The sequence below is a fragment of the Paraburkholderia haematera genome, assembly GCF_905220975.1.
GTDB classification, from domain to species: Bacteria; Pseudomonadota; Gammaproteobacteria; order Burkholderiales; family Burkholderiaceae; genus Paraburkholderia; species Paraburkholderia haematera.
On sequence record NZ_CAJNBK010000012.1, the window covers coordinates 118,409 to 134,164 of the forward strand.

Annotated in this window: 12 protein-coding genes; 3 read left to right on the forward strand and 9 right to left on the reverse strand. The window is 62.4% G+C overall.

What is annotated here, in order from left to right; translation table 11 throughout:
• Window positions 1-116 precede the first annotated feature (116 nt).
• Window positions 117-329, forward strand: coding sequence for a hypothetical protein (locus tag KHO23_RS21075; protein WP_063494501.1), 213 nt, complete (start codon window positions 117-119; stop codon window positions 327-329).
• Window positions 330-438: 109 nt separating this feature from the next.
• Window positions 439-1,467 carry a serine/threonine protein kinase gene (locus KHO23_RS21080; protein ID WP_211613175.1) on the forward strand — a complete coding sequence of 343 codons (1,029 nt, stop codon included), beginning with the start codon at window positions 439-441 and terminating at the stop codon, window positions 1,465-1,467.
• Window positions 1,468-1,479: 12 nt separating this feature from the next.
• On the opposite strand, the gene KHO23_RS21085 is transcribed toward KHO23_RS21080, so the two are convergent.
• Window positions 1,480-3,381 (reverse strand): DUF3857 domain-containing transglutaminase family protein, encoded by a 1,902-nt coding sequence (locus KHO23_RS21085; RefSeq protein WP_211613176.1) that lies wholly within the window; start codon window positions 3,379-3,381, stop codon window positions 1,480-1,482.
• Between the two features lie 331 nt (window positions 3,382-3,712).
• Between KHO23_RS21085 and KHO23_RS21090 the strand changes: the two genes are divergently transcribed.
• Entirely contained in the window at window positions 3,713-4,453 is a 741-nt protein-coding gene (locus KHO23_RS21090; protein WP_211613177.1) for a PepSY-associated TM helix domain-containing protein, read from the forward strand.
• Between the two features lie 890 nt (window positions 4,454-5,343).
• Here the strand turns inward: KHO23_RS21090 and KHO23_RS21095 are convergent.
• The 8 genes from KHO23_RS21095 to KHO23_RS21130 all read right to left on the reverse strand — a co-directional run bounded on the left by KHO23_RS21095 (window position 5,344) and on the right by KHO23_RS21130 (window position 15,664).
• On the reverse strand, window positions 5,344-6,366 hold the full coding sequence (locus KHO23_RS21095) for an XdhC family protein (RefSeq protein ID WP_211613178.1): 1,023 nt from the start codon (window positions 6,364-6,366) through the stop codon (window positions 5,344-5,346).
• Window positions 6,339-6,935, reverse strand: a complete 597-nt coding sequence (locus KHO23_RS21100) for a CoxG family protein (protein WP_211613179.1) — start codon at window positions 6,933-6,935, stop codon at window positions 6,339-6,341. Before KHO23_RS21100 ends, KHO23_RS21095 begins: the two co-directional genes overlap by 28 nt.
• Complete coding sequence (locus KHO23_RS21105; RefSeq protein WP_211613223.1) at window positions 6,926-8,179, reverse strand: vWA domain-containing protein; 1,254 nt, start codon at window positions 8,177-8,179, stop codon at window positions 6,926-6,928. The genes KHO23_RS21100 and KHO23_RS21105 overlap by 10 nt, the downstream gene beginning before the upstream one ends.
• Window positions 8,180-8,262: 83 nt before the next feature.
• The gene (locus KHO23_RS21110) at window positions 8,263-9,150 is read right to left on the reverse strand and encodes an AAA family ATPase (protein ID WP_211613180.1); all 888 of its coding nucleotides are present in this window, start codon (window positions 9,148-9,150) and stop codon (window positions 8,263-8,265) included.
• Window positions 9,151-9,357: 207 nt separating this feature from the next.
• Entirely contained in the window at window positions 9,358-10,155 is a 798-nt protein-coding gene (locus KHO23_RS21115; protein WP_211613181.1) for an FAD binding domain-containing protein, read from the reverse strand.
• Window positions 10,156-10,177: 22 nt separating this feature from the next.
• Complete coding sequence (locus KHO23_RS21120) at window positions 10,178-12,559, reverse strand: xanthine dehydrogenase family protein molybdopterin-binding subunit (protein ID WP_211613182.1); 2,382 nt, start codon at window positions 12,557-12,559, stop codon at window positions 10,178-10,180.
• Between the two features lie 10 nt (window positions 12,560-12,569).
• Window positions 12,570-13,082, reverse strand: coding sequence for a (2Fe-2S)-binding protein (locus KHO23_RS21125; RefSeq protein WP_211613183.1), 513 nt, complete (start codon window positions 13,080-13,082; stop codon window positions 12,570-12,572).
• A gap of 1,190 nt (window positions 13,083-14,272) precedes the next feature.
• A complete protein-coding gene (locus KHO23_RS21130; RefSeq protein WP_211613184.1) occupies window positions 14,273-15,664 on the reverse strand; it encodes an amino acid permease in 1,392 nt (463 codons plus the stop codon).
• Between the last annotated feature and the right edge of the window lie 92 nt (window positions 15,665-15,756).

Consider the following 15,756-nt stretch of genomic DNA (forward strand, 5'->3'; position numbering starts at 1 on the left):
CTTACGCGCAGCAGATTGGGTGCGTACGCAACGTTATTGGCGAAGCGGCGCTTTTATCATCACCTTGACCGGCGCGGAAACCATAAAGCCGGCTATAGGAGAAACGGGGAAACATCATGCAAATCGGTTCCATTGTCCGATCGGTGCATATCGCCGTGCCGAAAGATGCACGTGGGATTGTCATGCGCATTCTCGGCGACATGGCGATGGTGGCCTGGTATGCCGGCGAGCCCGGCACGTCGGAGCATCTGAACACTGAACCCTTTTTCCTTGAAGATCTGATCGATACGGGCGAGCAGGTACGCCCGGCGAGCGCGCAGGTGCATTGAAGCTGTTTGAGTCCGATTCATGGTGTTGCCACGTCGTTGCAGCTGGCAGTCAACCGCAAGGTGAGCCGGCGCCCTCGTCTTTGACGGCGGCGCGGCGCACAATGCGGACATGAACGACGACAATCTCGACCTGCAGGACGGCGCCGATAGCGCCGTTCCTTTCGCCCGGCTCAAGCCGGAAATCGTGCTCGACGCGCTCGACAGCGTGCTCAGCAGCGTCGGTGTGTACACCGACGGCCGCATGCTGCCGCTCAACAGCTACGAGAACCGCGTGTACCAGGTGGGCGTGGAAGACGGTCCGCCGGTAGTCGCCAAGTTCTACCGTCCCGAGCGCTGGACCGACGCGGCCATTCTCGAAGAACACGCCTTTGTCGCCGATCTCGCCGCGCGCGAAATCCCGGCGGTGACCGCGCGTGTTTTCGAAGGCCGCACGTTGCATACCTTCGACGGTTTCCGTTTCGCGATCTTCGAACGCCGCGGCGGCCGCGCACCCGATCTGGACCGGCGCGATACGCTCGAATGGCTGGGGCGTTTTATCGGCCGCATCCATGCGGTTGGGCAGACGCAGAACTACCTTGAACGTCCCACGCTCGACATCGACACGTTCGGCTACGAGCCGCGCGATTTCCTGCTGTCGCACCGCTTCGTGCCTGACGATGTGCGTGCCGCGTGGGAAACCGTGGTGAATCTCGCGCTTGAAGGTGTTGAACGCGCGTTCGAGCGTGCCGGCGATATTCGCATGTTGCGAATGCACGGCGACTGTCATCCGAGTAATGTGTTGTGGACCGACGCGGGCCCGCATTTCGTCGACTTCGACGATAGCCGCATGGGTCCGGCTGTGCAGGATTTGTGGCTGTTGCTGCCGGGCGAGCGTGCCGAGGCTTCGCGAGCGCTTGCCGATCTGCTCGCCGGTTATGAAGACTTCTGCGACTTCGAGCCGCGCGAACTGTATCTCGTCGAAGCGTTGCGCACGCTACGGCTGATTCACTACCAGGCGTGGCTCGCCCGCCGCTGGGACGACCCGGCGTTCCCGGCGGCATTTCCGTGGTTCAACACGCAGCGCTATTGGGAAGACCGTATTCTCGAATTGCGCGAGCAGCTCGGCGCGATGCAGGAAGGGCCGCTCTGGCCGGTTTGAACGTTTGCGCTTCTACGGCGCCTGCGAGGCCACGCTCGACGATTCCACCAGCGTCGATTTGACAATCACTTCGGCGCGCACGTCGCGCCCGATTGCTTCGATCGCGGGACGCATCTGCACGAAGTCATCGGGTGTGCAGACGTCGCTGTCGAAATGGGTGGCGCCGTCGCGCGTCATCGTCACCACGTTGCTGAGCGGGTCGAACGTGTACTGCGACTGAAAATCGACGAAGCGGTCCTGGGTTCGTTTCGCCTCCGGCATCTCGAGCACGTGGAAATTCGCGGGCAATTCAATGCGCGCGCGTTCATGCAGCTTCAGGTTGTGGCAGATGAACGGCTGCGTGCGCTGCCGTTCGCCGAGCCAATAGCGGGTGTCCGCTTCGAAGCCACCGGCCAGACTCGTCAGCGCCGGAATCGATGCCGCTGCGCCCGGCACCACGAGACTTTCGAACGTGCCTTTCATGGTGATCGTCAACGGGCCGTCGGTCACGCCGAGGTCGCTGGTGGTCAGCGTGGCGGTGCCGCGCAGGTTGACACTGCGCAGTTCCGCCTGGATCGAGTCCTCACGTTGCGCGGGCGTCTGCGTGCGCAACATCGCGCGCGCCTGTTCGGCGGTGGCGCCCGATGCCTCCAGTCGATACGTGAAGCTCGCCGAGCCGTCCGGTTCGACCTTGATCGACAGGTCGCTGCTGCGCGTCGTCAATTCGGTGGCCGGCGTTTGCGCGAGCACACTCTGACTCACCAGCACGGTAGGCCGGTTCATATCGGACGACGGCAGAAAACCGAATTCGACATTCGACGCCGTCGAGTCGGCGTATTGCTGCAAGTCCGGCAGCCACGTGATGGCGTGATTGATGACGCCGTAGCCCGGCACGCTGGGCAGCGTATAGATCGAGCCGCTGCTGATCAAAGCCGGCTCGTTGCGAATGCCGACCGCGTCGAGCAGCGCGCCATATAGCGCTACGTGATCCTTGCAGTCGCCGTAACGGTTCGCGAGGATCGCGCTTGCGCTGTGCGGGACCACCGAGCCGCGCCCAACGTAGATCGCCACATAGCGGACGTTGCGGCGCACCCAGTCGTACAGCGTCTTGGCTTTGTCGTGCGGGGTGTGGTCGCGCGCGGTGAGGTTTTGCGCGAGGCGCGTGACGGCGGGCTCGCGCGTGCTCGGGTCGGCGCTCGACGCTCTATAGCTCGCGGCGAATGCGGCGTAGTCCGGAAAGGTCGAAACCATCAACCGGTCGCCATACGATACATACGCGATCGAGCCGTGCTCGAGCCGGCTGAAATGTGCCTTGTCGTAACGATATTCGTAGCGGGTGCGGCCCTCGTGCGTGACCGGTTGCAGCACGGTGAAACCGCGCGCATCCGCATACAGCCGCTTCTCGGCGGGCAGGTCGTAGATGAGGTGAAAGTTGTGGGTCGGCGCGAGATCGGGCGGCGTGAAATCACTGAATTCGCCGGGCACGATCGGCTGCTTTTGCGTCTTGCGATAGGTGAGGTGCACGCGCGCGCCGGGCTCGACGGCGGGAAACACGATCACCTTTTCCTGGATGTCCTGAAACATCGGCGCGTCGAACGAGCGTGCTTCCTGCACGTCGCGGATCTGCTCGGGCTGCACGTCGTGACGCACGCCGTCGGCAGTGGTGGTGTATGCCTCGAGGATCTGCACGTCCGCCATATTGCGGTTGAACCAGACGTATTGTTGAGCCACCCGCGCGACGCCTGCCTCGTTATTCACGCGCAGTGTCATCGAATCGAGCTTCGAGAAGGAGCCGTCGGCGTTGACGGTGAAGGTCTGCGTCTCGCCTTCGTTGGTATAGGGATCGTCCAGTTTGGCGGCGATGCTCGCGCTCGCGGCGTGGGTGCACGCAAGCCAGCCGAGAGAAGCGAGACAGACCCAGGAGGCGAGGCGCATGGCAGTCAGGTATCCGGAACGGCAACGTTGACGGGATCGCCAGCTAGAGTCGGTTTGCGCCGCGCGGATGTCAAGCGGTTAGCGCGCTTTGCGATTGAGCAAATGTCCTAATTGTGTAATGATATCCATTCTCAATTGAAAGGCATCGCCAGCTTTCTGTCACATTTCTCCTCCTCTGTGACTGCCAGCCAGCCTCTCAGCCGGACGGCCTGGACCGCAAGCCGGGTTGGTCCGGCTCTTCCTTTCGAACTTTCCTTTATTGCTGATGTGAGCGAGCGCATTGTCGTCGCCTGTCGGCTGGGGTTTAACTTGCTGCGCCTGGAGCCTGGATGTGAACGCGCCTGATTCGATCGATATGAAACCTGCTGCCGGCGGCGGCACGCAATACACCGCTCATACGCCGGAGCGCGGTCATCATGTGATGGACGACGCCGAGCAGGCGGCGCGGCGCCAGCGTTCGCGGCGGGCGAATTTCATCAAGTGGTTGCGCAAGGTGCATGGCTGGGTCGGTTTGTGGGGCGCGGTGTTGGGCTTGATGTTCGGCGCGACCGGGTTCTTGCTGAACCATCGCGGCGGACCGTTGAAGGTGTCGTCTGGTGAGCCGCAGGTTGAAGAGATGCAGATACCTGTGCCGCAGAAAAACCTGGGTTCGCCGATGGAGATGGCGAAGTGGCTCAAGGGCGAGTTGAAGATTGACGGCAAGCCGGGGCGAGTGAAGCGGGAACCTGCGCATCCGGTGGCGTGGGGCGATCGCAGCACGATGCAGCCGGAGTTCTGGCAGGTCGGGATTGTTGGGCCTGGTCAGAATGTGCAGGCTGAGTATTGGGTTGGGAATGGGTTTGTTGCGGTGAAACGCACGCAGAACTCGTTTCTCACGACGATGAATAATTTGCATCGCGGGGTGGGGTTGAGTGTTGGGTGGGTTTTGTTGATCGATACGATCGCGGGGGGGATGGTTTTGTTGTCGTTGACGGGGGTTTTGCTTTGGACTGAGTTGAATAAGCGGCGTGTAGTGGGGGTGGTTTTGGTTGGGGGGTCGGTTGTTGCTGCTGTGGTTTGTGGTTTGATGTAGTGGTTTTTTTTTGCCTGTGCGGCGCTTTTTTTTGTATGCCTGTGGTGTTGGCCTTTCCTTGTGTTCTTAGTGGTTTATTAGCGTCGCCCCTGTGCGGGGCAGGCACCTACTTTTCTTTGCCTGCCGCAAAGAAAAGTAGGCAAAAGAAAGCGGCTCAAACCGCTAGCTCTTAAGCGGGTCCCCCGCGCAGCCACGGTAGTGGTGCATCTGGAATCTGTGTTTTCGCACATTCGGCGTGAGTGACAAGGGAGTCATACTTCCGGCGGCGCTGCGCGCGCCGAAGCCCATTTTATAAAACCGATCGCTGCGCGCCGACGCGTATTTCATGGAACCGTCTGTTCGGTTTCGCGCGAGGTTCAACCGCGACCGCGGCTCGTTGTGGCATCCCCAACGTTTCTCCAATGCGCCGGCGCTTCATTCGAAGTACGAATCACACCTGCATGCGCTGCCTCGGGTTGTCGCCGCTCGGAGCGCCAGGCGGCACGTTCCGAAACAGATGTATTTTTTGGCACCGCGCCGAGGCGAAGCCGATAGCCCCCCAAGCGCAAACGAAGCCCCAGGTTTCCCATGCAGACCCATCCGCGACGCACGCAGTGCGGAGTGGGAGCTGATGAGCCCTTGGTCACTAACGGTGAGTGTGCGGGGGCACGGATTCCAGATGCACCACTACCGTGACTGCGCGGGGGACCCGCTTATGAGCTGGCGGTTTGAGCCGCTTTCTCTTGCTTACTTCTCTTTGCGGCAGGCAAAGAGAAGTGAGTGCCGCCCCGCACAGGGGCAACGCTAATAAACCACTAAGAAAACAAGGAAAGGCCAAGAAGCCAGATCAAGGAAAGGCCAACACCCCAGGCAAACAACCCAAAAGCGCCGAGCAGGCAAAAAAATGGCGACTAGACACTACAAGCAGTGCCCCCCGAAGCCGCAACTTCCCGCGCGGCCTTAGCCCCTTCAACCTGCAACAAAGTCGGCAACGAAACCCCATTCTTAGCCGCAGTCACCTCAGCAAGAATAGAAACAGCAATTTCAGGCGGCGTCCGGCTGCCAATATAAATCCCAACCGGCCCATGCAACCGGGCCAACTCCGCATCATTCAGATCGAACTCTTTCAACCGCTCGCGCCGCGCCTGATTATTCCTTCTGGACCCCAAAGCACCCACATAAAAAGCCGGCGTCTTCAACGCCTCCATCAAAGCGAGATCATCCAGCTTGGGATCATGCGTCAGCGCAATCACCGCGCATCGTTCATCAAGCTTCATCTCGATCACCGTATCGTCCGGCATCGTCCGCACAATCTTCGTGCCGGGAATATCCCACTCCTCGGTGTACTCCTCGCGCGGATCGCAAACAGTCACCTGATAATCAAGCCCGACCGCAATATTGCACAAATAGCGCGACAACTGCCCCGCGCCAATCACCAGCATCCGGTAACGCGGCCCGTGAATTGTCAGCAGACGTTCGCCGTCAAAATGCACGCCGTCCGTCGCCTGCGCCGCATCGAGCCGCACCGCACCCGTCACCATGTCGACTTCGCGCGCCATCAGACGGCCGTCCTCCACCGCATGGCACAGATCGGCAATCCCGCTTTGCGGCGTCAAGGGCTCCAGCACCAGTTGGATCGTGCCACCGCACGGCAGGCCAAAGCGATGCGCTTCTTCCGCTGTGATGCCGTACTTCACCGCCTCCGGGCGTGTCTGTTCAATACCTCTTTGCCGCACGCGGTCGATCAGGTCGTCTTCGATGCAGCCGCCCGATACCGACCCCACCACGAGTCCGTCGTCACGCACCGCGAGCATCGCGCCCTCGGGACGCGGCGACGAGCCCCACGTCTTCACCACCGTCACCAGTAGCGCGCGATGTCCCTCTTCCAGCCAACGTGCGCTGGACTTCAGAACTTCGAGATCCACGCTTTCCATGATTTCTTCCTCTTTGTTCCGTCGCCGCCAGACTCCGCGTCCGCAGCCTCATTCGATTCCGTATTGTGCGCCGCCTCGTCAGTGGCTGCAGTGACCCCCTCGTCCGGAGCCGTTGCGCCTTCAGTGCCGCCGCCGACCTGCGCGCCAAAGCGCTTGAAAAATTCGCCCGCGATTTTACGCGCCGCGCCGTCGACCAGCCGGGAACCGATCTGCGCAAGCTTGCCGCCGACCTGGGCCGTCGCCGTGTAGCTGAGCCTGGTCGCGGCGTCGCCCTCGGGTTCGAGCGTGACGCGCGTATTGCCCTTGCCGAAGCCCGCGGCGCCACCCTGGCCTTCGAAAACGATGGTGTAAGCGTTCGGCGCCTCAATGTCGGTCAATTCCATACGCCCTTTGAACCGTGCTTTCACGGGGCCGACGGACGCGCTCAACACCACCACGTACGCATTTTCGCCATCGGGGTCGATGCTCTCGCAGCCGGGAATGCACGCGCGCAGGATGTCGGTATCGTTCAGCGCATCCCAGGCGCGCTGCTGGGAAACCGGCAGCGTATGGGTCTCACTCAATTCCATGGCGTTGCTCCTGCAGTTGTCGTGGCGGAAACGTCGCGACGAGGCGCGCGCGTGAGTTGCGCGAGATCGCGGCCGAATGCCGCCAGACTGTCCAGATTGTGAACAGGACGATGCGCGTCGACATACGGCAGGATCGCCTGCACGCCGCGCGCTTTCGGTGAAAAACCGCTGAAACGCAACAGCGGATTGAGCCACACGATACGGTGTGCGAAGCGGTGCAGGCGGGCCATTTCGGTGTCGAGCACATCGATCGCTTCGTGATCGAGGCCGTCGGTGACGAGCAGCACGGTGGCTCTGCCAGTCAGCACGCGGCGTGCCCAGCGTCGATTGAATTCGGCGAGCGCAGCGCCAATCCGTGTGCCGCCCGACCAGTCGACCACCTGATCGGTGAGCGTCGCGATCGCCACGTCGGGATCGCGCTCGCGCAGCGCGCGCGTCGCGTTGGTCAGGCGCGTGCCGAACAGGAACACCTGCAGGCGCTCACGCGATTGCAGCAACGCGTGGCAGAAGTACAGCACCGCGCGTGAATAGCTGCTCATTGAACCGGAGATGTCGAGCAGCAGTACCAGCGGCGGTTTGCGTTCCACCACTGCACGATATTTCCACACCGTCCAGTCGCCGCCCGCGCGCACCGCGTGCCGGGCGCTCGCGCGCAAGTCCGCATGCGTGCCGTGCGAAGCGGCCTTCAGGCGGCGCGTCGGTTCGGTGGCGAGCGGCAGGCGCTGGCCGCGGATCAGGTGACGCAAGGTGCGCCATTCGTCAGCGGAAAGCGTGTCGAAATCGCGATGACGCAGCCGCTCTTCAGCACTGAAGGTGACGTGTGCGTGCAGGTCGTGCTGTTCGGTTTCCTGCGGCGCTTTGTGGTGTGGCGAGGGCGGCGCGCGTACAGCAAGCGCGTCGGCGAGACGGTTGTTGCGTTTAGGCGGCGGCAGGCCGTCGCGAACTTTCGGCAGCAGTAGCGCGCGCAGCTTGCCTTCCCAATCCGGGTCGCGCCAGAACAGATCGAAGGCGGCGTTGAAGAGGTCGCGTTCGTCGGGCGCGCAGACCAACAGCGTGGCGAGCGCGGCGCGGACATCGTCGCGCCGGCCGAGGTCGATCCAGTGCAAGGCGGCGAGTGCATCGACGGATTGTGCCGGCGACATCGGCAAGCCTGCGCCGCGCAACACGCGCACAAAGTGCACGACGTTGCGGGCCAAAGTGGGCGTATCGATCGGTGCGGCCGAACTGTCGATCGAGGCATGCATCGAACGCGCGCCAACCTCGTCTGCGGGCACTCCGTTGCCAGCCGACGCGTCGCTGTTTCCGTCCGTTGCCTGTGCCATCGCCGCTACCCCGGCACCGCGAGACATTGTGCGATCTGCGCGGCATCGACGCGCGCCAGATCGTCCTGATACTTGAGCAGCACTCCCAAGGTGTTCTGCACCGATTGCGGGTCGAGTTCCGTCACCGATAGTGCCTCTAGCGCGCGACACCAGTCGATCGTTTCGGCGATGCCGGGCGCCTTGAACAGATCCATGCCACGCAGCCGATGCACGAAATCGACGGCACGCCGTTGCAATTCCGCCGACGTTTGCGGCGCACGCGCGGCCACGATTTCGAGTTCACGATCGCGCTCGGGATAGCCGATCCATTGATACAGGCAACGGCGCTTCAATGCGTCGTGTACTTCGCGCGTCCGGTTCGATGTCATCACGACGAGCGGCGGTTGAACCGCGCGCACGGTGCCGTATTCGGGAATCGATACCTGGAAGTCCGAAAGCAGCTCCAGCAAGAAAGCTTCGAACGGTTCGTCGGCGCGGTCGATCTCATCGATCAGCAGCACGCGCCGCGCGCCCGGGTGATGTTCGTCGGGCATCAGCGCTTGCAGCAGCGGACGCTTCAGCAGGAATTCGCTGCGATAGAGCGTGTCGTTGCCGGGCCGCTCGCCGGCGGCTTCGGCCAGACGCAGCGCCATGATCTGGCGCGGGTAGTCCCATTCGTAGAGCGCGCTGGCGGTGTCGAGTCCTTCGTAGCATTGCAGCCGCAGCATCGAAGTGCCGAGCATCCCCGCCGCGGCTTTGGCGAGTTCGGTTTTGCCCACCCCCGGCTCGCCTTCGACGAACAGCGGCCGCTCCATGCGCAGGGCGAGATACAACGCGGTCGCGAGTTCGCGGCTGGCGAAGTAGTTCTGGGCTACGAGTTGCGCGAGGGTGTCGTCGATTGAAGCAGGCTGCATGGGGTTCCTGAATCTGCACGGTGAGACGGGTTCTGCACGCTGAACGGGCTGAAGCGGCGGAGGCGCGGGGCAGAGGCAGCGCGGCCGCGGCGCGACGGACCAGAAGCTCAGGTCCGCAGCCTTGGCAGTGACGGACAGCCTCGGCCGGAAACGCGGCTAACGCACCATGCCGAGGCACGTCACGTCAGCCGCCAACCGCAAGGATCGCTAACCGTTCGCCTTCGTCACCGCTCGCGCGGCCAGCACCGGAATCAGATGCGCGCGATATTCAGCGCTCGCGTGCATGTCGGTGTTCAGGTCGGCGTCCGTCACGGTTACCGCTCGCGCAGCCTCGGGCGTGAAATTCGCCGATAGCGCGCTTTCCAGGTCGGCCACGCGAAATACCGAGGCCGCCGCGCCTGTCACCGCGACACGCACGCCGCTCGCGAACTTCGCAACGAACACACCGACCAGCGCGAAGTGCGAAGCCGGATTCTCGAACTTCACGTAGGCCGCGCGCTCCGGCACCGGAAACTCGACGGCCACGATCAGCTCGTCGGGCGCCAACGCGGTCTCATACATACCGACGAAGAAATCGCTCGACGAAATTCGTCGCCGATCGGTGACGATGGTCGCGTCCAAGGCCATCGCCGCAGACGGATAGCAGGCAGCAGGATCGTTGTTCGCGAGTGAGCCGCCAATGGTGCCGAGCGCGCGCACTTGCCTATCGCCAATGTGTCCGGCGAGGTCCGCGAGCGCCGGCAGCACGCGCCGAAGTTCGGCGTGATCGGCGACGTCCGCGTGACAGACGGCAGCGCCGACGGTCACCTTGCCGGCATCCACCGTGATCGATTTAAGCGCCGGAATCCGCGTCACGTCGATCAGTTGCGAGGGCTGCGCGAGCCGCAGACGCATGGTCGGCAACAGGCTTTGTCCACCGGCGAGGAATTTCGCTTCGCTGTCGGCGGCAAGGGCGGCGACGGCCGCTTTCGGATCCGTCGCGCGTTGATACTCGAATGAATACATGTCGAATGCTCCGCTCAGGATCTCAGTGGGGTTGGTTGGCGGCCTGGATCGCGGACCATACGCGATGCGGCGATGCCGGCATTTGCAGGTCGGTCACGCCGAGTGGCGCGAGCGCGTCGAGAATCGCGTTGATCACCGCCGGTGGCGAGCCGATCGCGCCCGCCTCGCCGCAGCCTTTCACGCCGAGCGGATTGTGCGTGCACGGTGTGCCCTTCGCGGTTTCGACGGTGAAGTTGGGCAGATCGGACGCATGCGGCATCGCGTAGTCCATATAGGAGCCGGACAACAGCTGGCCGCTCTCGTTGTCGTACACGCAGCGCTCCAGCATGGCCTGCCCGATGCCCTGAGCGAGCCCGCCATGCACCTGGCCTTCGACGATCATCGGATTGATCACGTTGCCGAAATCGTCGACTGCGGTGAACTGCTGGATGCGGCTCACGCCGGTCTCCGGATCGACCTCGATCTCGCAGATATACGAGCCCGCGGGATACGTGAAGTTGCTCGGATCGTAGAACGCGCTCTCTTCGAGACCCGGTTCGAGCACGTCGAGCGGATAGTTGTGCGGCACGTAGGCGGCGAGCGAGATGTCGGCGAATGCCTTGGTCCGATCGGTGCCCGCGACGCGGAATATGCCGTCCTTGAACTCGATGTCCTCCACTGCGGCTTCCAGCAGGTGCGCGGCGATTTTCTTCGCCTTCGTTTCGATCTTGTCGAGCGCCTTCATGATCGCCGAGCCGCCGACCGCAATCGAGCGCGAGCCGTAGGTGCCCATGCCGAACGGAATGCGGCCGGTGTCGCCGTGAACGATCTCCACGCTTTCCAGCGCGATGCCGAGGCGGTCCGCGACCACTTGCGCGAAAGTCGTCTCGTGCCCCTGGCCGTGACTGTGCGAGCCTGTGAACACGGTGACGGAACCGGTCGGATGCACGCGAATCTGGCCGACTTCGAAGAGCCCAGCGCGTGCACCGAGTGCCCCGGCGATGTTCGACGGCGCCAACCCGCAGGCTTCGATGTAGCACGAGTAGCCGAGACCGCGCAGCTTGCCGTTCTTTTCGGATTCCTGCTTGCGCGCGGCGAAGCCTTTCACATCCGCGAGTTCGAGCGCACGGCTCAGCGTGGCCTCGTAGTCGCCGGTATCGTACGTGAGGCCGACCGGCGTCGCGTATGGAAACGTGCGAATGAAGTTGCGGCGGCGAATTTCGGCGGGATCGAGCTTCATCTCGCGCGCGGCGGTTTCGACCAGACGTTCGACGACATAGGTCGCTTCCGGACGGCCTGCGCCGCGGTAGGCATCGACTGGGACAGTGTTGGTGAAGACCGCTTTCACCTCGGCGTAGATGGCGGGTGTCGCGTACTGGCCGGCGAGCAGCGTGGCGTAGAGGATGGTCGGCACGCTCGAGGCGAAGGTCGACAGATACGCGCCCATGTTGGCGGTCGTATGGATGCGCATCGCGAGGAACTTGCCGTCGGCGTCCATCGCCAGTTCGGCTTTGGTCACGTGGTCGCGGCCGTGCGCGTCGGACACGAACGCTTCCGAGCGCTCGGCAGTCCATTTGATCGGGCGGCGAATCTTTTTCGATGCCCACGTTAGCGCGACATCTTCGGCGTACAGGAAGATTTTCGACCCGAAACCGCCGCCGACATCCGGCGCGATGACGCGCAGTTTCGATTCCGGCAGCGACAGCACGAAAGCGGCCATCAACAGGCGTTCCACGTGCGGATTCTGATTCGCGACGTAGAGCGTGTAGCTGTCGTCCTGCATCGAGTAGCTCGCGTTGACCGCGCGCGGCTCGATCGCATTCGGGATCAGGCGGTTGTTGACGATGCCGAGCGTGGTGACGTGCGCGGCTTTGGCGAAGGCGGCGTCGGTCGCGGCTTTGTCGCCGTGGCCCCAGTTGTAGCAGACGTTGTCCGGCACTTCGTCGTGAACCGCGGGCTGGCCTGGATCGGCCGCGTGCGCGGTATCGACCACGGCCGGCAGCACGTCGTAATCGACTTCGATCAGTTCGGCGGCGTCTTTTGCGGCCTTGATCGAATCGGCGATGACGAGCGCGACCTGATCGCCGACGTGGCGTGCTTTCGTGTGCGCGATGATCGGATGCGGCGGCTCGTTCATCGGCTTGCCGTCGGTGCTGTGAATCAGCCAGCCGCACGGCAGTCCGCCGACGTTGTCCGCGGCCATGTCCGCGCCGGTGAAGATCGCGACGACGCCGGGCGACTGTCTGGCGGCAGTGGTGTCGATACGTTTGATTTTTGCGTGTGCGTACGGCGAGCGCAGGAACACGGCGTAGGTTTGTTGCGGCAGGACGATGTCGTCGGTGTACTGACCGTTGCCCGTGAGGAACCGATAGTCTTCCTTACGTTCGACGGAAGCGCCGATGAGATGGGTGTCGGGTGCGTTCATCGTCGTCTCCTCAGGCGGTGGCGGGCGCGGTGGCAGCGGCGTTGGCCGTGCTGGCGGACTTCATGCCTTCGGCGCCTTCGAGCACTGCTTTGACGATGTTGTGATATCCCGTACAGCGGCAGAGATTGCCGTCGAGCTGGGCGCGCACGTCGTCGCCGGTGAGATTGGGCTGGCGCTCGACGAGCGAGATCGCGCTCATCACCATGCCGGGCGTGCAGAAACCGCACTGCAGACCGTGGCAGTGTTTGAAGGCGGCTTGCATCGGGTGCAGGGCGCCGTCTTTGGCGAGTCCTTCGATGGTGGTAATGTCCGCGCCTTCGGCCTGGACCGCGAGGATGTTGCAGGACTTGATCGCGCGGCCGTTCAGGTGGACGGTGCATGCGCCGCACTGGGCGGTATCGCAGCCGACGTGCGTTCCTGTGAGGCGAAGTTGATCGCGAAGGAACTGGACAAGCAGGGTGCCAGGGTCGATTGAGGCGCTGATGGGCGCGCCGTTCACCATCAGACTGATGCTGATCGCCATGAAGTTGTCTCCTTATGGGGTGAAACCGGACCTTTGTTTTTCCTGCCTTCAGCTGCCTGTTCGTGGGGTCCGATGAGGGGGCTGCGGTTTTGTTGCTTTTTGCGGTTCGTTTTTTTTATGGGTCTGCCGAAAAGTAAAGCACAAATTGCCTGGCGGCGCTATTGGGTTGTGTGCCTGCGGCGCTTTGGTTTGGTTGTTTGCCGGTGGCGGTGGGCTTTGTTTGAATTTTTTTGCCTGTTCGGCGCTTGGTTGTCTGTGGTTTTATGGTTTTGGCCTTTCCTTGATTTCTTAGTGGTCTATTAGCGTTGCCCCTGTGCGGGGCGGCACTCACTTCTCTTTGCCTGCCGCAAAGAGAAGTAAGCAAGAGAAAGCGGCTCAAACCGCCAGCTCATAAGCGGGTCCCCCGCGCAGCCACGGTAGTGGTGCATCTGGAATCCGTGCCCCCGCGCACTCACCGTTAGTGACCAAGGGCTCATCAGCTCCCACTCCGCACTGCGTGCGTCGCGGATGGGTCTGCATGGGAAACCCGGGGCTTCGTTTGCGCCTGGGTGAGGGCCATCGGCTTCGCCTCGGCGCGGATGGGTCTACATGAGAAACCACCATCTTCGTTTGCGCCTGGGTGGGGGCCATCGGCTTCGCCTCGGCGCTGTCGGGTCTGCAAGACGAACGTGGGACTTCGGTCGAGGTCCGTGGCGTCACCGGCTTTGCCTCAGCGAGGTGCCAGAAAATACATCTGTTTCCAGAAGTGCCGCCTGGGGCTCCGAGCGGCGACAAGCCGTGGGAGCGCATGCAGGTGTGAATTCGTACTTCGAAGGAAGCGCTGGCGCATTGGAGAAATGTTGGCGAGCCACGGCGTCGGGCGAAGCTCGCGCGCGAAACCAGACAGATGGTTCGGGGAAATACGCTTCGGCGCGCGCAGCGCCGCCGGAAGAATGACGCCTTTGTCACCAGGGCCGAATGTGCGGGGGCACGGATTCCAGATGCACCACTACCGTGGCTGTGCGGGGGACCCGCTTAAGAACTAGCGGTTTGAGCCGCTTTCTCTTGCTTACTTCTCTTTGCGGCAGGCAAAGAGAAGTGAGTGCCGCCCCGCACAGGGGCGACGCTAATAGACCACTAAGAAAACAAGGAAAGGCCCACACCGCAGGCGAACAGAAACGAGCGCCTCACAGGCAAAAAACCTCAAATTTTCATTTGGCCAATTTGGAATGCCGCCGCGAATAGCCAAAATAAATAACCATCCCAATGAGCAACCAAACCACAAACGCCACCCAGGTCACAGCCTGAAGATTCACCATCAAAAACAGACAAGAGGCGACAGCCAACACCGGCACAACCGGCACCCCAGGGCACCGAAACGCCCGCGGCAACTCAGGATGCGTCTTCCGCAAAACCAGCACCGCAATCGACACCATCGAAAACGCGGCCAACGTGCCGATATTGATCAGTTCAGCCAGCACATTCAACGGCACCAGCGCGCCAATCAGCCCGAAGAAAATCCCCACGAGCCACGTCGTAAAGAACGGCGTAGCGAACTTTGGGTGCACACGAGAAAGCCGGGCAGGCAACAACCCATCCCGCGACATCGCGAAAATCACGCGCGTCTGACCATACGCCATCACCAGAATCACCGTCAACATGCCCAGCACAGCGCCGAGGTCGATAAAACCAGCAACCCACTTCTCACCCACCACCTGTAACGCATACGACACCGGATGCGAAATGTTCGCGAACTGCGCCGACGGCACGATACCGGTAACCACAGCGGCGACTGCGACATACAGCACCGCGCACACGCCCAGCGACGCAATGATCCCAATCGGCAAATCGCGCTTCGGATTCTTCACTTCTTCCGCCGCGGACGACACCGAATCGAAACCGATGAACGCGAAGAACATCACGGCCGCCGCGCCAAACACGCCGTTCCAGCCATTCGGCATGAACGGATGCCAGTTCGCCGGCGTCACATGGAAAACACCCACGCCGATCACCAGCAACACTACGATCACTTTGATCGCCACCATGATGTTGTTGATCCGCGCGGATTCACGCACGCCAAGCGACAACAGCGCCGTGATCGCCATCATCACGAGGAAAGCAGGCAGGTTGAACCATGTCTCGTGCCCGGGCAAGGCGCCCGGCGCCGCCGTCAGCACAACCGGCAGACTCACGCCGAAGCCCGACAACAACGATTGCAGATAACCCGACCAGCCGACCGACACCGCCGACGTCGCCAGCCCATATTCGAGCATCAAGTCCCAGCCGATAATCCATGCGGCCAGTTCGCCAAGCGTCGCGTACGAATACGTGTAGATGGATCCCGCAACAGGAATCGTCGACGCGAACTCGGCATAGGCGAGCGCGGCGAAACCGCAGGCAAGCGCCGCGATCAGGAACGACACCATCAGCGCCGGGCCGGCCTGAACGGCGCCCGTGCCGGTCAGCACGAAAATGCCGGTGCCGATAATGGCGCCGACGCCAAGGAAAGTCAGATCGAGCGCGCCGAGCGCTTTCTTCAGGCCGGCGTTCTGAGCGCTCGCGGCGATCATGTGCTCGACGCTCTTCTTGCGAAACAGGGACATTGGCGGTGGGTCTCCAGTAGTGCACGCATCTTGCGCGCCGAATGTCGGGAAAACCGTCGATTTTAGCGGATACGCGCTTGTGCACCATTCTG